The organism is Paractinoplanes bogorensis, from assembly GCF_018829635.1.
GTDB classification, from domain to species: domain Bacteria; phylum Actinomycetota; class Actinomycetes; order Mycobacteriales; family Micromonosporaceae; genus Actinoplanes; species Actinoplanes bogorensis.
Genome location: NZ_JAHKKG010000007.1, coordinates 97363 through 120879, shown reverse-complemented (window position 1 = coordinate 120879; position 23517 = coordinate 97363). Strand labels below are relative to the sequence as shown.

The window sequence follows — 23517 nt, the reverse complement described above, 5'->3', positions numbered from 1 at the left end:
TGACTGGCCACATGCCCGTCGTGTCCATGAAGGAGATCCTCGACCGCGCGCTCGCCGAGCGGTACGGGGTGGCCGCCTTCAACATCGTCAATGACCTGAGCATCGAGGCCGTGCTGGCCGCCGCCGTCGAGGAGCGGGCGCCGGTCATCCTGCAGACGTCCGTCAAGACGGTCAAGCAGTACGGCCGGGCGCAGCTCAAGGGCATCTTCGACACCCTCGTGGGTGGTGTCGACGTGCCGGTCACCCTGCATCTGGACCACTGCCCGGACCGTACGGTGATCTCGGACTGCCTGGCCGGCGGCTGGAACTCGGTGCTGTTCGACGCGCACGAGCTCGACGTGGCCGACAACCTCAAGCAGACCGCTGAGGTTGTCGCGGAGGCCCGCCGTACGGGAGCGCATGTCGAAGGGGAGATCGAGGGCATCCAGGGCGTCGAGGACGACCTGGGCTCGGACGAGGCGTCGAAGATCCAATCGCTCGAGGTAGCCGTCGATTTCATTTCCCGTACGGGCGTGGACTGTTTCGCCCCGGCCATCGGCAACGCGCACGGACAGTACAAACAGGCGCCGACCCTGAACGCGCAACGGGTGAGCGATCTGGTCGAGGCGACCGGCGTCCCGATGGCCCTGCACGGCGGCACCGGACTGTCGGACGAGCAGTTCACCGACCTGATCGCGCGCGGCTGCGCCAAGGTGAACATCTCGACCGCGCTCAAGGAGAGCTTCCTCAAGTCGTCGCTGGAGCAGCTGCGGGCCGCCCAGGAGAAGGACAAGTGGGACCCCCCGAGCCTGTTCCGGGCCCAGCGCGAGGCGGTGTTCGCGATGGCGCGGCAGCACATCCGGCTCTTCGGAGGATCGGGGAAGGCCTGGTGAACCTGATCTTCGACTGTGACGGCGTGCTGGCCGACACCGAGCGCTACGGACATCTGCCCGCGTTCAACGCCACCTTCGCGCGTTTCGGGTTGCCGGTGCAGTGGACCGAGGAGCAGTACGGCGAGAAGCTCAAGATCGGCGGCGGGAAGGAGCGGATGGCCTCGCTGTTCGCCGACCCGTCGTTCGCGGCGGCTATCGGCGACGCGGACCGTACCGAATTGCTGGTCACCTGGCACAAGGCCAAGACTGCGGCGTTCAAGCAGCTGGTGGTGGACGGCAAGATCCCGCCGCGGCCCGGCATCGCGCGAGTCATCCACGGTGCGATCGATGCCGGCTGGACTGTCGCGGTCGCCTCCACGTCGGCCGAGGAGTCGGTCCGGGCGGTGCTGGCCAACGCGGTCGGTGCATCCGACATTCCCGTCTTCGCCGGAGATGTCGTCCCGGCCAAGAAACCCGATCCGGCAATCTACGAGCTGGCCGTCGAGCGCCTGTCTTTGGACAAACGGGACACGCTCGTGGTCGAGGACTCGCGCAACGGCCTGCTCGCCGCGACCGGTGCCGGCCTGCGCTGCCTGGTGACCGTGAACGACTACACCCGGGCCGAGGACTTCACCGAGTCCGTACTCGTCGTCTCGGAACTGGGCGACCCCGGCCGGCCGCCGATCGAGGTGCTGGCCAACCGGGGCGCGGCCCGGCCCGGCGACTATCTGACGCTCGACGATCTGCGCGCCTGTGTGGAGGAAGCCCGATGAGCATCGAGAAGACCGAACTCGTGGTCCGGACGATCGCCGACACCGCGATCGGGAACGAGAAGTACTTCGGCGACCTGGACTCGGTCGTCGGCGACGGCGACTTCGGCTATTCGCTGGCCCGGGGCTTCGAGAAGCTCCTCGAGGGCTGGGACGATTTGGACCGGACCGACTCGGGGACCTTCCTCAAACGTACGGGAATGGTCATCGCCTCCCGGATCGGCGGCACGTCGGGACCGATCTGGGGCACGGCGTTCATGCGCGCGGGTGGCGCGGCCGGCGGCGCATCCGAGCTCTCCACCGAACAAGTCGTAGCCATGTTGCGGGCGGCCGTCGACGGCATCAAGGCGCGCGGGCAGTCCGATGTGGGCGACAAGACGTTGCTGGACGCGCTGGTGCCGTTCACCGACTCTTTGGAAGCGACGTCGGACATCCACGCGGCCGCGGCGGCGGCCCGGAAAGCGGCCGACGCCACCAGCGACATGGTCGCCAAACGCGGGCGGGCCGCCTACACCGGGGAACGCAGCCGCGGTTCGGTCGACGCCGGAGCCATGGCGGTTGCGGTCCTGGCCGAACGAATCAGCGAGATCTGGCCGACACAAGGAGCGTCGTCGTGAAGAAATTCGTCAACGATCCGAAGAGCTTCGTCCCCGAGATGCTCGAGGGGATCGCGCTCGCCAACCCCGAGACCCTCAAGTACGTGCCCGCATACAACCTGATCATGCGGGCCGACATGCCGAACGAGAACAAGGTGTCCATCGTGCAGGGTTCCGGCTCCGGCCACGAACCGGCCCACGTGATGGTGGTCGGCAAGGGCATGCTCGACGCGGCCTGCCCCGGCGACGTGTTCGCGGCGCCGCCGATGGACTACGTCTACGAGACGGCGAAGCTGCTCAACTCGCCCAAGGGCGTACTGCTGCTGGTGAACAACTACACCGGCGACCGGATGGCGTTCGACATGGGCAAGGAGATGGCCGAGGCGGACGGCGTACGGTGCGAGATCCTCACTGTCAACGACGACGTCGCCGTGCAGGACTCCCTCTACACGGTCGGCCGCCGCGGCGTGGCCGGCAACTTCTTCGTGATCAAGGCCGTCGGCGCCGCCTCCGAACAGGGCGCCGACCTGGACGAATTGCTGCGCATCGGCCGGAAGGTCAACGACGTCACCCGGACGATGGGCGTCGCGCTGACCGCCTGCACCCCGCCGGCCAAGGGCTCCCCGCTGTTCGAACTGGGCGCCGACGAGATCGAGTTCGGCGTCGGCATCCACGGCGAGCCCGGGCGCGAACGCCGCCGGCTGGTCGCGGCCGACCAGATCGCCGACGACCTGCTCGACGCGGTGGTCTCCGACCTGCCCTACAACTCGGGAGACCGGGTCGCCCTCATGATCAACGGCCTCGGCGGCACCCCGATCAGCGAGCTCTACATCCTCTACCGGCGGGCCCACCAGCGCCTGGCCGCGCAGGGCATCACGGTCGGCCGAAGCTACGTCAACGAATACTGCACGTCCCTCGACATGGCCGGCGCATCACTCACGCTGGTCCGCCTCGACGACGAGATCGAGACCCTGTTGCACGCCCCGGCCGAGTCCGCCATCCGAGTCTTCTGAGACCGCTTTTCCCGTACGGACGTGTGGCCCCCTTTCACCGAGGCCGCACGTCCGCGGGTCGGACGTCGGCGGCCAGGTAGCAGGCGTGAAGTCCCCTGGGCCGGCGATGTCAGGACTCCTCGCTAGGCTGGCGCGCGTGGGGTCCACCGGAGCACGTGTCACCGCCGAGCAGGTCCCTGCGCTGCTGCTCACTGCGCTTCCGTCCCTGTCGGACGAGTGGGCCGAGATAGCTGAAGACAACGCCGACCCCGACTTTCCCGGTGGTCGTCTCGGCTACCTGGACGCGGCTTGGGTGGTCGGCCACCTCGCCGATCGCGTCGCCGCGGGCGACACGAGCGAGTTCGACGCCGCCTTCGACTACATCGAGCATCTGATCCTCCATGGCGACCCGTACGTCTCCGAGCTGGGCGTGATCGGCTATCTCGAAGGTATGCAGATGCAGACCGTCACCTCGCGCGGCGTTGACCCCGAGGCGTTCCGGCCCTGGCTCCGCCCGCTGTCCGCGAAGTACTGGGAAGCGATCAACAAGTTCTGGGAACTCGGAACCCCGATTCCCGACATCCAGCCCGACTGACGAAATGCCGCCATGGCGGTCCCGCGTCACTACATCTGTTGCCTTCCGGCGCGGTCGGCGAGCGCGGGCCGCAGCACGCCGCGGGCTGTTTCACCCGGCGCCCGGAACAGCCCGGTCAGCGCCATCAGCGCGCACAAGGTAAGTCATCCGGTTCGCGGCCGGCGCTGAATTCGCTTCTCGGTCCGGACGAGCCGCGGTGCGTCGGGCTTGTCCACGTAGCCGACCTCCGTCGACCCGGTGGCGATGACGACGCGGTAGCCCCAGTGCCGGAGAGCCTGAGCCATCTTCGGCACGCCGGCCGGATTGGCGGAGTGGATGTAGACGACGCCGATATCGAACGGGCGGCCGTCGAAGGCGGCTCGCTCGAGCATCTCCACGACCGGCCAGATCGTGTCATCGGCGCCGAGGTCATGGTCGAGCCACAGTTCGTCCAGACGCCGATCCCGATAACGCTCGAGGATCGCCGTTCCGGCCGCGCTGGTGCGGGCCACCTCAGCCTCCCGGCCGTCGACGAACGACCGCAGATCATCGACGAGGAGAACCCTGACTTCGTTGACTGCCACCACCACATGATGCTCCGCCGTCCTCGATCCGCACCCCGTTCAGGTGTGGAGGCAGCGCCCGTCGGGCCCGGGGCGTTGGCCGGCTGGAGGGCGTGCTTCGTGGAAATACACGATCGGGCCGACTTCGGTAGTCGAAACGCCGACAAGTCGCTGCCGACCGTGTGGCACTGTCCGCTACAGTGCGCCACTGTGCTGATCAGTGGCGGGGTCGCCTTCGGCTTGGTGGCCGGCTGGTGGCTTCTCACTGGTGGCCGGCCCTCGGCCGGTGTGGTCGCGGCGGTCGCGGTGCTGACCACTGGCGTGCCGGCCCTGGTGGCCGGCATCGGTGTCGCTCCGCAGATCGCGGCCGGGCTGGTCGCCGGGATGGCCGTGCACGCGATCTTCCGGTGGGGTGTCCGCCGATCCGTCGAAAGGGAGACACCTGGATGAGCGCCGAATGGGGAGCCTTCTTCTTCGGAACGGTGATCGGGTGGTTCACCTATTTCGTCAACCGCTACCGCACCGAGATCAAGCTGGCCGATGTGGCGAGCATCCTGGGCGCGATCGGTGGCGCCGCGGTGCTCGAGTTGTTCCCGTCCGACACCGTGCTGTTCGGGGCGTACGGCATCGGTCTGGCCGTGGGTTTTTTCTCCTACTTCATCGTCCTGCTGCTCCTCGTCGTGATCAACAAGCGCTTCACCCTGGCCTGGTTCCTGGACGGCCGGCGCCCGAAGTACGGCCGGGACGAAATGGGTCCCGACGACAACAGCCGTGCTTCCCGGCCCATGGGTGGCGGGCGGCCGGACGATGACGACGCCGGCCCGGACACTCAGGACCCGTACACCAGGCGTTAGGTGTCGCTCCGCATGGCCAGGTGCGGCGGAGCGTAGGCGGTATAGATGAGGCCCAGCGGATTGCCGCGGGACAGCAGCGTGAGGCGGGCCGTTCGCATCGCCTCGCCGATCGGGCGTCCGTGCGTGACGAACTCGTTGAGCACCTGCTCGGCGAAGGTCGCGGCCAGCCGCTCGTACGTGATGATCTCGGTGCCGACCATGCCGGAGGCGCCGGCCCGCCGGATCAGGGCGTTGATGAAGCTGGACGCGTGCTCGGGTTCGGTGGCGATCGACCGGCAGGCGTTGAGAAAGACCAGGGGCCGGCTCGTCGGCCAGCGCACGTACGCCGCCAACTCGGTGGCGGCGATCTGATCCGCGCCGGCTTCGTCGAACTGGAGCACCGGCATGCCGTCGGAGAAGTCGCCGTGGCAATAGAAGTAGACCAGGTGTGGCTCGGGGTCTCGGCGCCGCAGGTCATCGAGCAAACGCTCCGCGTCGGTGCGCACCGGGAGAGATCCGTCGCCCAGCCTGCTCACCCACAGCGGATGTTCGCGCCCGAAGGCGGCGGCCCGGCCCACGGCGCAGCGCGGACGGCCGGAATAGGTGATGGTCTGCTTGCGTGGCTTCAGGTCCAGACCGGTGGCGGCGCCACCGAGCGGGCCGACCGACTGAGGCGAACCGAGCAGGTGCCGGAACCCCCAGAACCCGCTGGGACAGAGGACCTTCTTGTCGCCCCAGCTCGGGCAGTTCCCGCGGAAGCACTCCACCGCGGACAGATTCGCGTGCGTGGCCAGGGCGTTCTGAAATGTGCCGCAGATCTGCAAGGCGCCGCGCAGGGCCAGCGGACGGTCGTAGATCATCGTGGCCGGCACCAGGATCCGGAAATCGGCGACGTTCGCCATCTCGATGACCCGCGGCTGCCGCAGCCAGGCCGACAACCGCCAGAGCGCGGAGTCTTCGTCGCCGGGCGGACCGGGCTGCGAAAGCAACTCGGCCCGGCCGGACCGCTCGAACGAGTCGGCGATGGCGAAGCCGAGCTCGACCCAGGCGTCGAAGCCTCGCCGGGCCAACAGCTCGAGGTCGCGCTGGAACATCGCGGGCCCGACGGTGGACGCGCCCTCGTAGTCGTCGTATTTGAAGTCACCGGGCCGCGGCTGCTTCTTGTTCAGATGGGACACCGTCCGCAGTGCGTATCGGGTGCGCTCGACCTGCTCCTGCAACTCGTCGATCGGCATCGTGACCGCGGCGACCTCGGCGCCCTGCGCGACCACCAGCCCGGTCTGGCCGCCGGTCGGCGCCCGATCGTCGACCATGATCGACAGGTCGATCGGCTCCATCGCGGCCAGAGCGGCACCGTCGAGTGCTTGGCCGCCATAGAAGTCCACGGTGGTCTCGAGAGCCCACTGCTGCACCCGTTCCGCCTCGTCGACGATCGCGGTCAATGTGCGGGACTGCAGGATGCGGCCGCCGTAGTGAAGGTTGCAGCGGAGCTGGTGCCGCCCGGCCTGAGCCGGGGTGCGAATCGGGAAGAACAGCCGTGACCCGCTCGCGGCCGAGCCGTCGGGCGACCGGGCCACCCGCACCCGCCCGTCGGCCCCCACGACCAGTTCGCCGGTCTCACGACCGGCCTCGACGACCAGCTCACCGGGCCGGCTGGTCAGCGTGACCCGCAGGATCGCGCCCTCGGCGACGTCGTCCGGAAGCTCGAACTCGACGGGTTCCCGGACGGTGGCCGACGGGTGCGGCGCGTCAGCAATCTCGAACCAGAACAGATATCCGGTGTCGACGCGCAGGGTGCGGTCAGGCGGCCGGGGAGTGCGGTCGACCGGATCGGCGATGCCGTTGTTGACCCAGCGCGCAGGGGCGTCCTCGACCGCCAGCGGCTCGGTCCGATCGGACCACTCGCGGACGGAGCGATGGGGATGCGCGAGGTAATCGGCATCGGCCGGGAGATCGCCGAGCAATATGGACAACGCGAGTCGGCACAGGTCGCGCAACTCGCCCACGGACATGTCACGGGCGGCTCGGTCGAGGTCGGCGGCTGCCGGGTGCGACTGATCCACCTCCTCGGTCGCGGAGCCGGCCGGAACTTCCCGGCCGGCCAGAGCGATGAGGTGCCCCCGCCAGTAGCCGCTCGCCAGCTGCGCCACCAGGCGTCCGGCCCGGTCGCGCAGGGAGCCGAGGTAGGGCGCGAGGTGACTGATCAGCAGGGCGGCGTACCAGTAGAGGCCGGACAGCAGCGCCTGTTCGATCTCGCTCAGGGCGGATCGGCGGAACTCGGCACGGTGCTCCGCCGGAGCCTCCGGCAATATCCAGGCGACCTCCTCCTCGAGCAGCCCGCCGAGGTCACGGGTGAAGAGCTCGGGCCAGGCCGGCAGCGACGGCTCGGCCTGGCCATAGGCGATCGCGATCTCCTGGACCGCGAGTCCGATGGCCGGCCAGGCCGCGCCCGATTCCAGTCCACCGAACCGCTCGGCGGCCAGCAGCACCCGTGGCCAGTCCGCCGGATCGGCGTTGCGGGCGATCCAGGCCAGCAGGGACGGCTCGGGCGCGCCGGACCGGCCGATGAGCAGATCGAATGCCTCGGTCATCGCGCGGGCCGGGCCAGGTCGCTCAGGAAGTCCTTCGCGAGGTGCTCGCCGGCGGAGATCGACCGGTCGAGCTCGTCGGCGTCGAACGATCCCAGTCGCAGGTTGTGCACGACTCCGTCATTGGCGTCGGTGGCCACGCACAGCTCGACGTCGTCGGCCTCGACAGCGTCGGGCAGCGTCTCGGACAGCAGCCGCAGATGGTCGGCCCAGGCTGTGCGCAGGCGGCGGTCACTACGCTCCGGGGCGCCCAGGATCTCGTGCAACTGCCGGGTGGAGGCTTGCCACTGGGGGAGCCGCTCGCCGGCCTGCAGCTCCCAGTAGGCCCGGAACAACGCGGAGAGGGAGTGCTTCGGCACGTGTGGCAGAACGGACGCGGCCGACAACAGGCCGCTCATCCGGTCGGCCGCGCGTTCCGCGTCCTGGGGGACGGTCTGATCGCGGCGGAGCCGGTCGCGGATGATGCCGACGGCCAAGGCGTTGACGTGTTTGAGCTCGTCGCGCGCGTCGGTGCGAGGGGTCGACGACATGTAGTCGAACTGGGAGAAGGCCGAGTCGGCCATCACCGCGTTGTAGATGGTGTCTTGGAACTCCTGAAGTTGTTGCCGGGCGAACAGCTGAGGATCGGACTGGTCGGTGGCGCCCACGACGTCGTGCACCCACGCTCGCCGTACCCCGGCCGGGCCGGCCTCGACCACCCGCTCGCGGACGCCCCTCAGCACCGTGTCCGCGACCTGTGGCGGGCACTGCTGGTCGGCGGCGATGGCGTGGAAGCGGACCTGATCCCCGTCCGCCACCTCGAGCAGATGCTCGATGTATCCCTGCTCCGGGATGCGTGGCACTCGGGCATCCCGGTTCGAGCCCGGGAGTTTGAAGAAGGAGTTCAGGCGGATCAGGGTCTCGACGCGTGGGCCGAGTGCCGGATGCGTCTTTTCCAACCAGCCGGGCATTTTCGCTACCGCGCCGCCGTCGATGCGCAGGAGCAGATCGGCGAGTTCCTTGCGGGCTGCGGCGTCCTCGTTGATCTCGCTCCAGGCGGAGAGCCGGAAGAGGCCCGAACCGAACTTCTCCCGGGTCCGGTTGAGCTGGTCGGCGCAGGCGACCAGGAAGGTGGGCTGGCGGAACCGGTGGAGCACGAACGGCCGGGCCGCGGTCAGCTCCTCGACGGCGGCCTTGTCCTCGGTCGCTTCGATGACCTGGGCCCGGGTGCTGAGCACGACGTCGGCCAGTTCCAGAAACGTGCGCGAATCGAAGGCATAGGTGTTGTTGACCGACAGTGATCGGCCGAGCAGCAGGCTGACCACCGCCTCGATCTGGCCCTGGGTGAGATTGGGGTCCGTGTCAGCGGATTCGGCGGTGGCCCGGGTCGAGTCGAACGACTCGTGGAACGTGAGGTGTTCGATCACTGTGTTCGTCCTCCTCCAAAGATGACGCCGGACGAGCCGGCCCGCAGATAGAGCACCGGGACGGCCGCGGCTCCCGGTTGTCCGGTCAAGACGTACTGCCGAAGGGCGGCCGCGAAGGCCTGGTCGACCGGCTCACCCCGGACGACCGCCGTGGTCAGACCTTCCACGAGGGGTACGACAGTTCGGTTGTAGACCTTTGCGCGCATGCCGACCACTGCCTCCACCCCACGGGTGACCAGCAGCCGGGCCAGCGTGGCGGAGGAACATCCGACCAGCACCACGAACCGGGCCCCCTGAGCGGCCAACGTGTCCGCGACCGTCTCGTTGCTGTGCAACGTCTCGTCGATCTCCACACCCACGGGCGTGGCGTGCGCCCAGAGGTGCACCAGGTCAGCCCGGGCGGCGTCGGGGTATCGGACCGGGGTGCCGTGCACCAGCCGGATCGTCGTCGAGCGGGTACGCCGCCGAATCTCCTCGTACGCCTCGCCGACCGGTTTGAGGGCATCGTCGCTGTCCCGCATCACCAGCAGGCTCGGCGTCGCCGTGGCCGGACGGGGCGCCGACCCGTGCGGCACCACCCGGACCAGAGTGACCGGCGGGTCGGCGAACCACATCAGCGGCGCCCATCGACGGTGCAGCAGCTCCCACGGCAGATCGGCCAGCCAGTCCGGAGCTCCGTCGGCGAACCCCAGCTCGAGCCGGACCGGCCGCTCGGGATCGTCGCCGCGGGCCCGATCGATCTCCCGGCCGAGTCCGGCCGACCACAGGGCGTCCCCGAGTACGCCGGCCAGGTCGGCGGCCTCGGACTGGCCTTGAAGGGTGTCCTGGTCGGCCCGCTCCCGCAGATCACGGACGATCGTGGGGTCGAGCTGGACCGGGTCGCCGTCGGCCACCCGCACCTGGCACTCGGCGCCGTCGGCGGAGGCGGTGACCGACACTCGGCCGTCCCCACTGCCCGGACCGGGCCGGCGTAGTTCGTAGCCGGTGCGCCGGATGCCGTCGGCGGCGACGAGATGGCTGCCGCGGGCCGCTACGTTGCGCGACGCCGACAATGAGGCGGCGACGACGATGACACCGTCCGGCCCGGGCCTGATCACGGCAGTTCCCCGCGCGTACGCACCGACGAGCTCACCGTCACCCCAAGCCACGAGTTGCTCCGGCTCGGCCGACAATCGCACCGCCGGCCGAGGACCGGGCCACTCGCGGATCCGCGTCGCCGGCTCCGTCTCCGTCGGCCGGCGGATGGTCAGCGCGCCGCCGGGAAACGCGGTAACCAACTCCTCCGCCCCCACGGCCACGTCCGTCCGCCGGCCGTCCATCGTGATGATCCGCAGGTGGCCGGCCACGTCCTGAACGGCCAGGGTGCCGTCCGGGGCGGCCCGGAGACGCGCGACCGTCGCCGGCATGCGCGTCAGGCGAGAACCGTCCGCATCGCGCACATCGGAGCCCCGGCCGTACAGCGCGCGACCCCGCCGTACAGTCACGCTGTTGCACGGCACCGATGAGAGTTGCCTTAGCCGGCCGCCCGGCACCCACTCGTAGGCACCCGCCATAGTGGCGATCAGCCATCCCGCGCCGTACGGCACCAGACCCTTGATCGAGGGCACCTTGGCCTCGTCCCCCATCGAGGCGCCGTCCCCACGATGCACGATCAGCCGGCCCGACGCGGTGCCGACCACAGCGCCGCCCGGATCGGCATCGCTCACGCCGATCGCCTCGACCGGGTCGTCCACCAGCGTCGGGTCGTCGCTGCCGGAAAGTGTCAGATCCCACTGCACGAGGTGGTCGCGGTGGGCCGTGACCAGGGACGACCGGCCGATGAAGACGATGGCATCGGTGCGTTCCTCAGTGCTCAGCAGGTCGTAGGGGCCGTCCGGGGGCCCGATCGCGATCCGGTGGCTCTGCCCGTTCGAGGCCAGCCGGCCGTCGGCCGACCATGCGAGCAGACGTGCCCCGGGATGCTGCCGGACCGGCTCGCCGTCGACCCGCACCACCTTCTCACCGGACCGGACGTAGGCGAGCCGCTCGCCCTGGTCGTCCCAGGCGGCGGCCGACACCGGCCCGCCCAGGGGGATCTGCGGAGCCCAGCCGGTTCCGTTCGCGTCGAGGGCGGCAACCAACCCGTCCGCCCATACCGCGATGACGGCGCCGGATCGGATGGTCACCGCGATCACCCGACCGGTTCCGTAGCCCACCACCGGCTCGGACCAGCCGGACCCGGTCTGCCATCGACGGATCGTTCCCTCCTCGTCGCCACAGCCCACCACGCCGTCGGCCACCGCCACGGCGACCAGATTGGCGCGGCGCTCCGGTGAGGACGGCCCGTCGGCCCAGCCGGCGGTCGTGACAGCGCAGTGCTCGCCGACCGCCACCACTCGGTCGCCGTCCGAGGCCAGGGCCAGGACCTGGACGTCCTCCGGCATGTGGGCCAGCGTGCGGATCTCGCCGTCGGACGTCCATGAGGCGACCACACCCCGGACGGTTCCGAAGACGGCACCCGTTCCGTAGCGGGCCACCGCGGTGACGTCACCGGCCCGGGTCCGCCGGTCCCGCCGCTCCCGGCCGTCCCTCGACCGGGAGGACCAGCGAGTACGCAGATAGGGGCGACCGGTCGCTTCGAGCCAGGCCACCGCCCAACGCTCCACCGCGGGGATCCGCCACTCGACAGCGATATCGAGCACGAGCTGGGCGCGTAGGAGGAAATCCGGTAACTGAGCAAAAAGGATCTTGGATTCCGCGTCGGCCAGGCGGCCCGCCGCATACCGCAGAACCAGGGCGAGATCGCGCCGGTCCGGGGTGGGCTCCTCGGCCTCCAGTTGCCGGAGCAGAGCCTCCACATCGATCTCCGGAGTCCGGCCCAGCCAGGGAGCCGGAAGCGCGCGCGGTGTCTCCATCGTCCTCCCGATCACTGGGAGATCCAGTGTGTTCACCGCTCGCAACAAAGGCCACCGGATTTTCCGGCGTGGTCCACGGCCGGTCGGAGGATCCGTTCCGGAACCGTGGCGGGGTGCCGGAGCGTTACGCGTGGCGGCGGGCGTCGGCGGCGGCCAGTTCGGACTCGAAGCGGTTGGCCGGCCAGCGTTCGGCCACCGCCTGGCGCAGCAGGTCGGCCTGGGTCCGCGGGGCCAGGCCGTCGAGCGGCTGGTCGTGGTCGAGGTTGGTCGGGAACGCGTAGCCCTCGGCCGACGCGGCGATCACGTTGCCGACCGAACCGGCGTAGGACAGCAGCACCGGGTAGAGGGCGGTCACCATCGCCGTCCGGTTGACCGACTCCATGGCCCGGCCGAAGCCCGACGAGACCTGCAGCAGGTTCGCCATCCGGCGTACGGAAGAAGATCGGTTGGTCCCGGCCCCGTGGAACAGCGCCGGGTTGAAGAACGCGGCATCACCCTTGGCCAGCGGCAGCTGCACGTAGTTCTCGTTGAAGTAGTCGGTGAAAGACGGCTGGTGGAAGGCGACGTAGCCGGCCGGGTATTTCTGGGAGTGCGGCAGGTACATCGTCGGGCCCGTCTCGACCGGCATGTCGACGTGCGCCACCGCGCCCTGCAGGGTCAGCACGGGTGACAGCGCGTGGATGTGGGCGGGGTAGCGCAGCGCCTGCTCCTGTGACATGAAGCCGAGGTGGTAGTCGCGGTGGGCGACCTGCGCCGGGCCACCCGGGTTGACCACGTTGACCTGTGACGTCACCTGGTATCCGGTGCCCAGCCAGGCCTCGCTGATCAGGGCGAGCGTGTCGTTGTCGTAGTACTGCGCGAACGCGACGGGGTCGCGGAGCGCGAACTTGTCGAGCGCGCCCCACACCCGGTCGTTGGCGCCGGGCGGGGCGAAATGGTCGCCGCCGGACTCGCCGGAGGCGATGAGCGCCGTGAACACTTCGGTGGCGCGGTCGACCACGTCCGTACGGAAAGCGCCGGTAAAAACGACGATGCCGGGGCCGTCGCGCAGAGCCCGGATGAGCTCGCTCTGGATGTCGCGGGTGTTGGCCAGGTCGCCCGGATAGATGAGGACGTTGTCGACGACGTCGGTCGCGTGGGGATAGTCGCCGAGGTCGGTCTTCTGTTCGCAGACGGCCCGGAAGTCCTCCAGCCGGCAGTCCGCTGCGGTGAACCAGGTGTTTGTCATGGCCATCACGCTAGGTGCGCGGGCGGCGCGCCAGACCCTTGAGAACCCGTCAAAAGGCCCTCATCGTGAGGGCATGAGGTACCGGATCCGCGAGATCGCCGGGCAGGCCGGTCTCAGCGAGGCGACGGTCGACCGGGTGCTGCACGGCCGGGCCGGAGTCCGCGAGAGCACGGTCCGCGAGGTGCACCAGGCCATCGCCGACCTCGACCGGCAGCGCGACCAGGTGCGTCTGGGCGGCCGCACCTTCATGGTCGACGTGATCGTGCAGGCGCCGGCCCGGTTCTCGGCCACCATCCGGGCCGCGATGGAGGCCGAGCTGCCGGGGTTGCGGCCGGCGGTGTTCCGGGCCAGGTTCCATGACGTACGCGATGTGGTGCCCGCCCTCGAGCGGGTCAGCCGGACGGGCTCACACGGCGTCATCCTCAAGGCCCCCGACCGTCCGGAGATCGTCGCGGCCTGTCGGAAACTGACAGTTCCCCTGGTCACGCTGGTGACCGACCTGCCCGCGAGCCCCCGCATCACCTACGTCGGCCTGGACAACCGGGCCGCCGGGGCGACCGCCGCCTATCTGATCGAGCAGTGGCTCGGCGACCGGCCCGGCGACGTGCTGGTGGTGCGGGGGCACGAGTCGTTCCGGGGCGAAGACGATCGGGCCGCCGGGTTCCGGGCCGAGATGACGCGCCCGGCAACCGAGGTCGTCGATGCCGTCGACATGATCCGCGACGCGCTCGACCAGAACCCGGCCATCCGCGCCATCTACTCGCTCTACGCCGGCGCCGGCGGCAACGCGGCCGTGGTCGAGGCATTCCAGGGCCGCCCGTACGACGTCTTCGTGGCCCACGATCTCGATCGCGAGAACACGGCGTTGCTGCGTGAGCGCAGACTCTCCGCCGTCCTTCACCACGATTTGCGTACGGACCTGAGGCGCGCCTGTCATGCCATCCTCCAGGCCCACGGGGTGCTGCCGGGCCCGATCCGCACCAACCCGTCAGCGGTGCAGGTGATCACCCCGCACAACGCCCCGCCCGTCGAATTCTGAGCTCGCGCCGAGCATCTCCTCGATCCGGATCAGCTGGTTGTACTTGGCCGTGCGATCGGACCGGGACAGCGAACCGGTCTTGATCTGTCCGCAGCCCAGCCCGACGGCCAGGTCGGCGATCGTGGTGTCCTCGGTCTCGCCCGACCGGTGCGACATCACCACGCGGTAGCCGGCCTTGTGGGCGGTGTTCACCGTACGGATCGTCTCGGTCAGCGTGCCGATCTGGTTCACCTTGACCAGGATCGCGTTGGCGTACCCGCCCTCGATGCCGTCGAGCAGCCGGTCGGCGTCGGTGCAGAAGACGTCGTCGCCGACCAGTTGCAGGCGCTCACCGGCCCGGGCGGTGAGCCGCTTCCAGCCGGTGAAGTCGTCCTCGGCCATCGGGTCCTCGATCGAGCTGATCGGATAGCGTCCGGCCAGCTCGAGGAGATAGTCGATGTGCTCGTCACTCGTGCGGTCGAGACCCATTCCCGCGTACGCATAACGGCCGTCCCGCCAGAATTCCGAGCTCGCCGGGTCGAGGCAGATCACGATGTCCTCGCCCGGCCGATAACCGGTCTGCTCGATCGCGCCGACCACGAAGCCGAGCGCCTCGTCGGCCGTGGTGAAGTTCGGCGCGAACCCGCCCTCGTCGCCCACGTTGACGTTGTGCCCGGCCGCGGCCAGCGAACGGCGCAGCGTGTGGAACACCTCGGCACCCATCCGCACGGCCTCGAAGAAGCTGGTCGCGCCGACCGGGGCGATCATGAATTCCTGGAAGTCGAGCGGGTTGTCGGCGTGGGCGCCGCCGTTGACGATGTTCATCATGGGCACCGGAAGGAGGCGCGCACCGACCCCACCGACGTACCGGAAAAGGGGTTGGTCATGGGCCTCGGCCGCCGCCTTGACCGTGGCCAGGGAGACGCCGAGGATCGCGTTGGCGCCCAGCCGCGACTTGTCCTTGGTGCCGTCGAGCTCGATCATCGCCTCGTCCACGGCGGCCTGGTCCTCGGCGTCCCGGCCGGTCACCGCGGCCGCGATCTCGCCGTTCACGTGGGCGACGGCCCGGCTCACGCCCTTGCCGTGGAAGCGCCGCGGGTCGCCGTCGCGCAGCTCGACCGCCTCGTTGGCCCCCGTCGACGCGCCGGACGGCACGGCGGCCCGGCCCCGCGACCCGTCGGCCAGCTCCACGTCGACCTCGACGCTCGGGTTGCCGCGGCTGTCCAGGATCTGCCGGGCGTGCACTCTGCTGATGGCTGTCATAGCGGCCAGACTGGCACCTCTTCGCGCTCGGGAGAACGGCGAGAAACGACACCTTGACCCGCACCTCGGGGTACGGGTTTAGGGTCGCGGGATGCGGGTGGGTGAGCTGGCACGACGCACCGGAACGACGATCCGGGCGCTGCGCTATTACGAGGCGGCCGGGCTGGTCGTGCCGCGCCGGCTGAGCAACGGCTACCGCGAGTACGCGCCGGTCGCCGAGCAGCAGGTCGCGCAGATCCGGGAGCTGATGGCGCTGGGGCTCACCGTCGAGGAGACGCGCCCGTTCGTCGAGTCGATCGCCCTGGGTTCCGACGTCTGTACCGCGGCGCTGGCCACCTTCCGCAGCACGGCCACCGGCCTCGAGCGCCGGATCGACGAGCTCACCGCGCAGCGGAACGCGCTCGACGCCCGGATCGACGACGCGGCCCGGCAGGTCGTGTCGTCACCCCGGCCGACCCCGGGCCGGATCGACCTGACCCGGCTGCCCGGCCTGCACTTCTACGCCACCGACGGGCGCCCGGTCGACCTCGGCGCGCTGGGCCCCGGCCGTACGGTCATCTTCATCTATCCGCTGACCGGCCGCCCCGGCGTCGACCTGCCGCGCAGCCTGCTCGAGGTGTGCGGCGCCCGCGGCGCGACCGACCAGGCGACCTGGCTGCGCGACCACCACGCCGAGATCCTGGCCGCCGGCGCCGCCCGGGTGTACGGCCTGTCCGCCCAGTCGACCGGCTACCAGCGCGAACTCGTCCACCGGCTGCAACTGCCGTACCCGCTGATCCCCGACCCGCAGCTGACCCTGGCCGCCGCGACCGGCCTGCCCACCCTGGCCGGCGGCACCCTCTACGACCGCCTGACCCTGATCGTCCACGACGACACCGTCGAGCACGTCTTCCACCCGATTCCCGACCCGGCCTCACACGCCCTCGACGTCATGCGCTGGCTCACCCGCCTGCCGTGATCGGGTGTTATGCCGGTTTGCTCATCACGAGAGCGATCGATATATGCGGGGTCACCTCGACGCACCGTGACCGTAAGAATGCACTGCTGTGGTGGTCTTCCTTTCTTGCCCTGGTAATCATGGCGCTCATGGCCGTCCTGCTGTTCCGGGCGCACACGTTCGGAGAGCTGTTCACCGCCACGGTCACGCTGCGGCCCGGCAACACCGCGTCAGCCGCCGACGCCGTCCAGCGAGCCGCCCGCGAGCGGGGTGAGCCCGCGCCCCAGGTCGCCGGCCTGACGCCACGCGAGCCGGCCACGCTCGCCCGGGTGCTCTGGTTGGACGGCAACCCCGACGACAACCTCTACGAGACGGTGGCGCTGGAACAACTCGGCCGGTTCGTCACCAAGACCACCTCGATCGGGTCCGCCGTACGCTACCTCGGCGAGCTGGACTTCGCGGTCGTCATCACCGGCCGCAGCGGCCTCGGCCTGATCAAGGAGATGCGCGCGGCCGGCCTGGCCCAGCCGGTCCTCGTCTACACCCAGAACGCGGCGCAGCTGACCGTCCTCGGCGCCCAGGCCGTCATCGACCATCCGGACGAACTCGTCCGCGCGGTCAACGCTCAGCTCTCCTGAAGGGTTGAGTCGTCCATCTGATAGGTGCTTCTCGCCGGTCGGCCGGTCGTGATCCTCTGAGGTCATGAACACCGTGGGATTCGTCGGCACCATCGAAGTCGAGACGCGGGACGTCTCCCGGCTGTGGTTCGCGCTCACGGCCGACCCGGCCGCGGACAACTGGATCAAGATCGGGCCGCTGCGCGCCTGGTTCACGATGAACCTCGAGGCCGCCGACCGCCCGTTCTATCTGGCCCAGATGACCCTGATCACCGAGGCCATGCGGTCCGGGCTGCAGATCAAGGTCAGCCACGGCGGCGCCGCCTCGTTCCAGAAGAGCGCGCCCGGCGACTCGTTCGAGGTCGACGGGGTACGGGTGCTCCGCTCGCCGATGCGGTTCTGAACCATGCCCGACCTGACCATCACCGAGACCGCGCTGAGCAACGGCCAGGTCCGGTACGAGCTGGGCCGGGCCAACTGGGCGACCCGCTCGGTTCCGGACATCCGCCGCCCCGGCTCGACGGTTCCGCTCGCCGGCGACCGCGGCATCGACGTGCTGATCCTCGGCGACGGCTATCTGAACGCGGCCGAGTTCCGGGCCGAACTCACCAACTGGCTGGCCGCGTTCTACGCGTTGGACGTCTACACGACCTTCGCGGGAGCGATCCGGGTCCGCGCGCTCTACACGCCGTCCACCGCCCGGGCGTCGTCCGCGCGTACGTCGTACTACGGCTGCAACGTCAACGGCGACGGCACCGGCATCGTCAAGACCGGTGGCTGGTGGTCGGCCGGTGACGACGCCGGCCGGCGGTTCCGGCAGCGACTGTGGGACGCGGTCGGCACGTTCGGCGACGCCAACCTGCGTTTCTATCCCGCCGAGGTGCAACTCGGACCGACCGCCGGCACCGCCGACGATCTGCGCGGGATCTATCGCAACCTGGTCGTCTCGATGCTCATCCGCTCGGCTGCGAGCGGCAATGTCAGCGGGATGACCAACCAGGTGCGACGCGAGCCGCCCGACCAGGCCCGGCAGGTCCGGGTGGCGTACGGGGCGAACTCGATCCACGAACTCAGCCACGCGCTCGGTCTGCTCGCCGACGAGTACATCGACGGGCGCGGAACCCGCAGCGACCGTACGAATCCGTCGCCTCTGACGGTCTTCAACGTGTCCAACCTGTCCTATCAGGACACCGCTGATTCCGTACCGTGGCTGCATCTGGCCCCGACCGGTCATTTCGCCCGGGTGGGGGCCGGCCGCGATCCGTCGCCGGTGGTCGGCTGGCTCTGGATCGGCGGGGCCCGGCAGATCGGGGCCTGGCACGCCGAGTACCAGTGCCTGATGAACGGCACCCACGACAACTTCGCCTACACCCAGATGGCGTCCCAGGATCCGACCGCCAACCCGGACGGCACCTACACCGAGGAGCATGGCGCCGGCCTGCGGGACACCAGGCACTTCTGCGCGTGGTGCACCGAGGTCATGGTGATCCGGCTGCTGGAGAAGACCGATCAGTTCGCATCGCCGGGAGACACGGGCGATCCGGGCCGCCGGTGGTATCAGCGCTGGGTCGACGAGTGGCGGGAGAACTACTACGCCCTGTTCGACGTCGAGCGGAAGATCCGGGAAGCCGAGGCGCGATATGCGCTGATGCGCCCGGGCGCGGGCGGCGAGGCCTTGTGGACGTCCGACCTCTATTCCGTGCCCCGGGCCTTCCCCGCCTCGCCGGCCGGGCCGGTGCCGCCGCTGGCCGACGACGAGACATTGCTCCTCATGCAGCCGTGATCCCAGGCGGCACCGTGTCGGCGCCGCCTGGGACATCACGCCTACAGGTCAGCCCCTGTGGCCGCGCCCGTTGTCGCCGCGCCCGTTGTCGCCACGCCCGTTGTCACCGCGGCCGTTGTCACCGCGGCCGTTGTCGCCACGGCCGTTGTCGCCACGGCCGTTGTCGCCACGGCCGTTGTCGCCACGGCCGTTGTCGCCACGGCCGTTGTTGTCGTCCCGGCCGTCCCAGCCCCCGCGGCCGTTGTCGTCCCGGCCACCCTGGCGGCGGTCGCGGTCCCGCATCCAGTCGTTGCGCTGCGAACCCGGGCGGTAGTGCCGGAACTGACCCGGGCGGCCCGGCCGGTACTGACCGGCCCACACCGGCCGGTACTGCGCCGGGAAGCCCCGGACGACCTGGAACGGACGGCCGAAGCCGTACGAGTTCCAGTTGTCGTAGTCGGCGACCTCGAGGGCCCACGCGCCCCGGCGGAGGCCGACCCGCACGAAGGTGCAGTCGAAGTCGTCCCAGGCGCCCCGGCGCTCGCCGAAGTAGCCGGCCAGCTGGCAGGCGCGGAGCGAGCGGTAGAAGCCGACGATCTGGCTCTCTCCTCGCCAGACGTTGTGGGTGACCGTGGCCTTGCTGTCCGGGGCGACGGGGGTAGCCGGGGCGGCCTGGGCCGGTCCCATGCCGACGGTCATGGCGGTGAGAACGCTGAACCCACCGAGGGCGATGGCGCGAGCAAGCTTGTTCATTGTATTCCTCTCAAATCCGGTCATTTCGTTCCTCGGTATGGAGAACGGATGGCCGGTGCCCCCAGAAGTGGATCTAGCGGACAGGTCGCGGCGCAGAACGGTCGGCCTCGGAAAACCGGTCGGTGGACCACTTTCGAGCGAGGCGGAGGGGTACGCTCCGCTCGTTCGTCCGCCCCGGGATGAGAGAAGCCACATGCGCAGGCTCGCTGGTGCCACCCTGATTGCCCTGCTCGCCGCCCTTGTGCCCGCGGCTGCGGCCCAGGCTGCTCCCGCCTGGAGTTTGACGGTGGCCGATGTCAGCGTCGAGCCGGGCGGTGCCGCCAAGCCGATGCGGGTGGAATATTCGGTGCTTCCCTACTCGGTGGCGACCGCGGGCAACCTGGTGGTCGACTTCGCCGAGGCGAGCGCGATCGCCACCGTCGCGCCGTGGACCGATCCCCGCTGCGTCACCACGGCCACCACGATCACGTGCCCTGGCAGTGCCAGCAACGTCTCGCTCCCGGTGACCGCCAAGCCCGGTGCCCGGCTGGGTGCGAGCGCGCAACTGACCGTACGCGCAGTGGTCGACGGCCGTACGCGAGCCACCGCGACCGGCCGGATCACCATCGCCGAGCAGGTCTCGCTCACCGCGGTCGAAACCCAGGGCGACGTCTCGGTGGCGACCGGAGCGTCCACCGGGCTGAACGCCGGCGTCCGCAACAGCGGCGACGACCCGGTGACCGGCGTGGTCCTCGAACTGTCCACCGTCCGCGGGTTCGCCAGCACGCGGCACAGCAACTGCGCGCCCACCGAGTTCGGAGCCGCCTGCGTGTTCGACCGCGAGCTCGCTCCGGGTCAGGCCTACCGGTTGGCCACGCCCTGGCAGCTCACCGCGGCCGGCGCGGTGTGGGCACCGAGCAAGTGGCTCGCCAACTTCACCTGGTACACCGCGCAGGACTACGCCGATCTGGGCCGCCCGCGTCCGGCCGGGTCCGGTCCCGCGCTCGAACTGGCCCCGGTGGCCGCGACGCTGGCCGACCCGCAGACCGAGACCGGGACCAACGACAACGCGGACAGCTTCACCATCTCGGTCACCGGCGTCAACCAGTCCAACTTCACGGCACTGGGCGCCACCGCTTCGGCCCGGACCGGCCAGACCATTCCCGTACGCCTCGGCGTGCGCAACAACGGCCCGGCCCGCATCGAGGGCTACGGGTTGGAGGAGGGGTCCGAGCTGCAGGTCACGGTGACCCCGCCCCGGGGCACCACGGTGGTCAAGCATTCCCGCCTGTGCGAGCCGTTCAACTTCGACCGTCCGCCGCCCGGTGCGCCGTTCCCGGCCGGAGCCCACGCCGGCGACGGCAACTTCTACTGCTTCACCGAGCCGACCCTGGGCGTGCCCTATCTGCCCGGCAAGACGGTCGACTTCGAGTTCACGCTCCGCATCGACCAGCCCGGCACCCTGCGGGGCACGATCAAGACCGAGCGGCTCGGTCCGCCCCCGGCCGGCGACCCCGACCCGTCCGACGACAGCGCGGCCATCGTGATCACCGCGACCGGCGCCGGCACCGGGGGCGGCAGCGGCGGCGGCCTCCCGATCACCGGCGGCAACACGACCGCGGTGGCCCTGATCGGCCTGGCCCTTCTGGTCGCCGGCGCCGTAGCCCGGTTCGCCACGCGGAAGCTCTAGACGCGGGCGTGCATGATGTGTCCGCCGGGCGTTCCGGCGGGCACGGCGTCCTGCGCCTCGAACCAGCGTTCCGCCATCTCGGCCGGACCGATGTCGTCCACCACAGCGAAGCCCTCGGCCCGCATGATGGCGGCCAGGTCGTCCGGCCGGAAGTAGGTCTGGAACGGTTCGTCCACGCTCGCGGCCTGCTTCGCCTGATCCTCGAGCGCCGCCCGGGCCACCGCCGGCATCGACGACGGCGGCATCGTGTAGTCGAAGACCACCTCGGACCCGGGATGGCCGGCCACATACCGCAGCGTCGCGTCGAACCCCGCCCGATTCAGATAGGGCACCACACCCAGCCAGACGAAGAACGACCGCTCACCCGTCAACACGTCGACCAGCGACTGCGTTTCAAAATCGATTCCCGCGTACGTGACGGAGTCCGGCACACCGATGCCCGCCTGGGCCAGCAGTTCCCGCTTCCACGCCTGCGTATCCGGGTGGTCGACCTCGACGACCCGGACGTCCGGGAACGGATTGCGATAGGCGAACGTGTCGAGCCCCGCCCCCAGCACCACAACGCGCTTCACTCCGGTCCGCACCGCACCGGCCACCGCATCCTCGGCGAACCGGGATCGAGCCGCGAGAAACAGCCGGGTGGCCCGGGCCGACGGCTGCGCCGGGTCGACCGGCATCCGATCCCGCGGCCGGCTGTCCAGCAGACGCACCGCCAGCGGATCGGCGAAGACCCGCCCACCGTCCACCACCTGATGCGCCGCCCGGAACTCCGCCGCGGCCCACGCCGTACGGCTGGCTTCCCCGACCTTCATCCAGCTGCCTCCCGGCCATCGCAGTAACGCGGGGAAGCTACCTTCATCACCACCGACACCGCGAACGATTTGCGCTGCGCCGACTCGGACTACCCGCGCCGGCGCCACCGCTTCGCTCCGGGGATTTCCACCTGACGGATCTCGGTGTCGAACACCACGCCCGCGACCATTCCTTGGTGAAGACAAATCGCTGCTGTGAGGTCGCCCGGGACCGCGTCGCATCGGCAACGCGGCGTTCGGAGTCGAGCGGCACCTCCCAGGCGGCGTCCACCACGACCTCGGCAACGGCGAACACTCGAATCGAGATCCATCACCACACTATCGCCACCCGGCCGATTTTCTGTCCGTCAGATGGAGACAGCGAACCCCACCGCAGATCGGCATCCACCTGGTCCAGCGACAGGTCGCCCGTCTCACGAAAGAGGCGCTGGACAGGGAAAGGAGTAACGATGGCTGACTGGTACGAAATGAAGAAGATGCGCGATGAAAGCTACCGCAGGAAGGTCGCCCGGAAGGGGAAGCGGGACTACGACGCGATGGTGAGGCGCTCCCAGCGGGGGCCGCGGTCGCGGGGAGCGACCGTCTTGATCATCGTGGTTGGCGGTCTCGCGCTGCTGTTCATCACCGTCCGCTTTCTCACCAGGATCATCGCGGGAGTCTGATGCAGGGCGCGCCGAGGCGATATGGTCCGGGGCCATGGACATGCTGAGGGGTGACCGGATCGCCGCAGCTGAGCTGGCCGACTGGCGCAAGCTGGCCCAAGGGCTGCACGCCCGCTATCTGATCGACGGCTTCGGTGACGGGGTGCGGTTCGTCGGCGCGGTGGGTGAGGCGGGTGACGCGATCGGGCACCACCCGCGGGTGTCGATCGGCCATGGCTACGTCGACCTCGAACTGGTCACCGCCGACGCCATCTATCGCGACGACGACGGCACCGAGTACGTCATCGAGTGGGTCACCCAGCAGGACGTGGATCTCGCGCGCCGGATCACCACGATCGCGGCCGAGCGCGGGCTGGTCGCGGATCCGGGGTCGGTCAGTGAGTGCGAGCTCGGCCTCGACACGGCGAACTCCGCGACCATCGCGCCGGTGTGGGCCGCCCTGCTGACCGGGGACGCCGGGTCGCGCGGGCGCGGCACGCCGGGGGACGAGATCCGGGACGCCACCGTTCGGGTTCCGAATCTGTGGTTCGGTGACGCCGGCGAGGGCCGGCGGTTCCACGTCGAGGTCTACGTGGCGCCCGACGTGGCCGAGCAGCGGGTCGCGGCCGCCGTCGCCGCTGGTGGGACTGTCGTCGACCAGAGCGAAGGGCTCACCGTGATCGCCGACCAGGAGGGCAACCGCGGCGTCCTCTGCGTAGACGTGTCCGCCGTACAGAAACAGTGACCGAG

At 69.9% G+C, this 23517-nt stretch carries 23 protein-coding genes; 15 read left to right on the top strand and 8 right to left on the bottom strand.

All coding sequences use genetic code 11. The annotated features are described in order from the left end of the window. The first annotated feature begins 11 nt into the window (after positions 1–11). From KOI35_RS23050 to KOI35_RS23030, 5 genes are all read left to right on the top strand, one after another. Entirely contained in the window at positions 12–872 is an 861-nt protein-coding gene (locus tag KOI35_RS23050) for a class II fructose-bisphosphate aldolase (RefSeq protein ID WP_215789885.1), read from the top strand. Continuing rightward, positions 869–1624 (top strand): HAD-IA family hydrolase, encoded by a 756-nt coding sequence (locus KOI35_RS23045; protein WP_215789871.1) that lies wholly within the window; start codon positions 869–871, stop codon positions 1622–1624. The genes KOI35_RS23050 and KOI35_RS23045 overlap by 4 nt, the downstream gene beginning before the upstream one ends. Next, positions 1621–2238, top strand: a complete 618-nt coding sequence (gene dhaL / locus KOI35_RS23040) for a dihydroxyacetone kinase subunit DhaL (protein WP_215789869.1) — start codon at positions 1621–1623, stop codon at positions 2236–2238. The genes KOI35_RS23045 and dhaL overlap by 4 nt, the downstream gene beginning before the upstream one ends. Next, positions 2235–3230: a dihydroxyacetone kinase subunit DhaK gene (dhaK, locus tag KOI35_RS23035; RefSeq protein WP_215789866.1), complete on the top strand. Its 996-nt coding sequence runs from the start codon at positions 2235–2237 to the stop codon at positions 3228–3230. Before dhaL ends, dhaK begins: the two co-directional genes overlap by 4 nt. Positions 3231–3366: 136 nt before the next feature. Continuing rightward, positions 3367–3804, top strand: coding sequence for a DUF7674 family protein (locus KOI35_RS23030; RefSeq protein WP_215789863.1), 438 nt, complete (start codon positions 3367–3369; stop codon positions 3802–3804). 143 nt (positions 3805–3947) lie between these two features. Here the strand turns inward: KOI35_RS23030 and KOI35_RS23025 are convergent, their stop codons facing one another. Further along, complete coding sequence (locus KOI35_RS23025; protein ID WP_215789861.1) at positions 3948–4367, bottom strand: cyclic-phosphate processing receiver domain-containing protein; 420 nt, start codon at positions 4365–4367, stop codon at positions 3948–3950. A gap of 189 nt (positions 4368–4556) precedes the next feature. Between KOI35_RS23025 and KOI35_RS23020 the strand changes: the two genes are divergently transcribed. Together KOI35_RS23020 and KOI35_RS23015 are read left to right on the top strand one after the other, a co-directional pair. Then, positions 4557–4796 (top strand): hypothetical protein, encoded by a 240-nt coding sequence (locus tag KOI35_RS23020; protein WP_215789859.1) that lies wholly within the window; start codon positions 4557–4559, stop codon positions 4794–4796. Beyond that, positions 4793–5200 (top strand): hypothetical protein, encoded by a 408-nt coding sequence (locus KOI35_RS23015; RefSeq protein ID WP_215789856.1) that lies wholly within the window; start codon positions 4793–4795, stop codon positions 5198–5200. Before KOI35_RS23020 ends, KOI35_RS23015 begins: the two co-directional genes overlap by 4 nt. Here the strand turns inward: KOI35_RS23015 and KOI35_RS23010 are convergent. The 4 genes from KOI35_RS23010 to KOI35_RS22995 form a co-directional block, all read right to left on the bottom strand. Further along, positions 5197–7770 (bottom strand): CHAT domain-containing protein, encoded by a 2574-nt coding sequence (locus KOI35_RS23010; protein WP_215789854.1) that lies wholly within the window; start codon positions 7768–7770, stop codon positions 5197–5199. The genes KOI35_RS23015 and KOI35_RS23010 overlap by 4 nt on opposite strands. Beyond that, positions 7767–9173 (bottom strand): hypothetical protein, encoded by a 1407-nt coding sequence (locus KOI35_RS23005; protein WP_215789852.1) that lies wholly within the window; start codon positions 9171–9173, stop codon positions 7767–7769. Before KOI35_RS23005 ends, KOI35_RS23010 begins: the two co-directional genes overlap by 4 nt. Continuing rightward, positions 9170–12067 carry a CHAT domain-containing protein gene (locus tag KOI35_RS23000; RefSeq protein WP_215789850.1) on the bottom strand — a complete coding sequence of 966 codons (2898 nt, stop codon included), beginning with the start codon at positions 12065–12067 and terminating at the stop codon, positions 9170–9172. The genes KOI35_RS23005 and KOI35_RS23000 overlap by 4 nt, the downstream gene beginning before the upstream one ends. Before the next feature lie 124 nt (positions 12068–12191). Further along, positions 12192–13295: a phytanoyl-CoA dioxygenase family protein gene (locus KOI35_RS22995; protein ID WP_215789848.1), complete on the bottom strand. Its 1104-nt coding sequence runs from the start codon at positions 13293–13295 to the stop codon at positions 12192–12194. Between the two features lie 73 nt (positions 13296–13368). Between KOI35_RS22995 and KOI35_RS22990 the strand changes: the two genes are divergently transcribed. Next, positions 13369–14334, top strand: a complete 966-nt coding sequence (locus KOI35_RS22990; protein ID WP_215789845.1) for a LacI family DNA-binding transcriptional regulator — start codon at positions 13369–13371, stop codon at positions 14332–14334. Here KOI35_RS22990 and eno read toward each other — a convergent pair. Further along, positions 14284–15576 (bottom strand): phosphopyruvate hydratase, encoded by a 1293-nt coding sequence (gene eno, locus KOI35_RS22985; protein ID WP_215789843.1) that lies wholly within the window; start codon positions 15574–15576, stop codon positions 14284–14286. The two genes, KOI35_RS22990 and eno, sit on opposite strands and share 51 nt — an antisense overlap. A 91-nt stretch (positions 15577–15667) precedes the next feature. Here eno and KOI35_RS22980 point away from each other — a divergent pair, with 91 nt between their 5' ends. The 4 genes from KOI35_RS22980 to KOI35_RS22965 all read left to right on the top strand — a co-directional run bounded on the left by KOI35_RS22980 (position 15668) and on the right by KOI35_RS22965 (position 18913). Then, a complete protein-coding gene (locus tag KOI35_RS22980; RefSeq protein WP_215789841.1) occupies positions 15668–16534 on the top strand; it encodes a MerR family transcriptional regulator in 867 nt (288 codons plus the stop codon). A 128-nt stretch (positions 16535–16662) separates the two neighbouring features. Then, complete coding sequence (locus KOI35_RS22975) at positions 16663–17151, top strand: DNA-binding transcriptional response regulator (RefSeq protein ID WP_215789838.1); 489 nt, start codon at positions 16663–16665, stop codon at positions 17149–17151. Between the two features lie 64 nt (positions 17152–17215). After that, positions 17216–17533, top strand: coding sequence for a hypothetical protein (locus tag KOI35_RS22970; RefSeq protein WP_215789836.1), 318 nt, complete (start codon positions 17216–17218; stop codon positions 17531–17533). 3 nt (positions 17534–17536) lie between these two features. Then, entirely contained in the window at positions 17537–18913 is a 1377-nt protein-coding gene (locus KOI35_RS22965) for a hypothetical protein (protein ID WP_215789833.1), read from the top strand. A 48-nt stretch (positions 18914–18961) separates the two neighbouring features. On the opposite strand, the gene KOI35_RS22960 is transcribed toward KOI35_RS22965, so the two are convergent. Beyond that, the gene (locus KOI35_RS22960; protein ID WP_215789831.1) at positions 18962–19645 is read right to left on the bottom strand and encodes a hypothetical protein; all 684 of its coding nucleotides are present in this window, start codon (positions 19643–19645) and stop codon (positions 18962–18964) included. A 193-nt stretch (positions 19646–19838) separates the two neighbouring features. Here KOI35_RS22960 and KOI35_RS22955 point away from each other — a divergent pair, with 193 nt between their 5' ends. Further along, entirely contained in the window at positions 19839–21314 is a 1476-nt protein-coding gene (locus tag KOI35_RS22955) for a hypothetical protein (RefSeq protein ID WP_215789828.1), read from the top strand. Here KOI35_RS22955 and KOI35_RS22950 read toward each other — a convergent pair. Then, positions 21311–22126, bottom strand: a complete 816-nt coding sequence (locus KOI35_RS22950) for a class I SAM-dependent methyltransferase (protein WP_215789826.1) — start codon at positions 22124–22126, stop codon at positions 21311–21313. The two genes, KOI35_RS22955 and KOI35_RS22950, sit on opposite strands and share 4 nt — an antisense overlap. 449 nt (positions 22127–22575) lie before the next feature. On the opposite strand from KOI35_RS22950, the gene KOI35_RS22945 reads away from it, so the two are divergent. Together KOI35_RS22945 and KOI35_RS22940 are read left to right on the top strand one after the other, a co-directional pair. Further along, positions 22576–22788: a hypothetical protein gene (locus tag KOI35_RS22945; protein WP_215789824.1), complete on the top strand. Its 213-nt coding sequence runs from the start codon at positions 22576–22578 to the stop codon at positions 22786–22788. Between the two features lie 34 nt (positions 22789–22822). Continuing rightward, positions 22823–23512 carry a 4a-hydroxytetrahydrobiopterin dehydratase gene (locus KOI35_RS22940; protein ID WP_215789822.1) on the top strand — a complete coding sequence of 230 codons (690 nt, stop codon included), beginning with the start codon at positions 22823–22825 and terminating at the stop codon, positions 23510–23512. Positions 23513–23517: the final 5 nt, after the last annotated feature.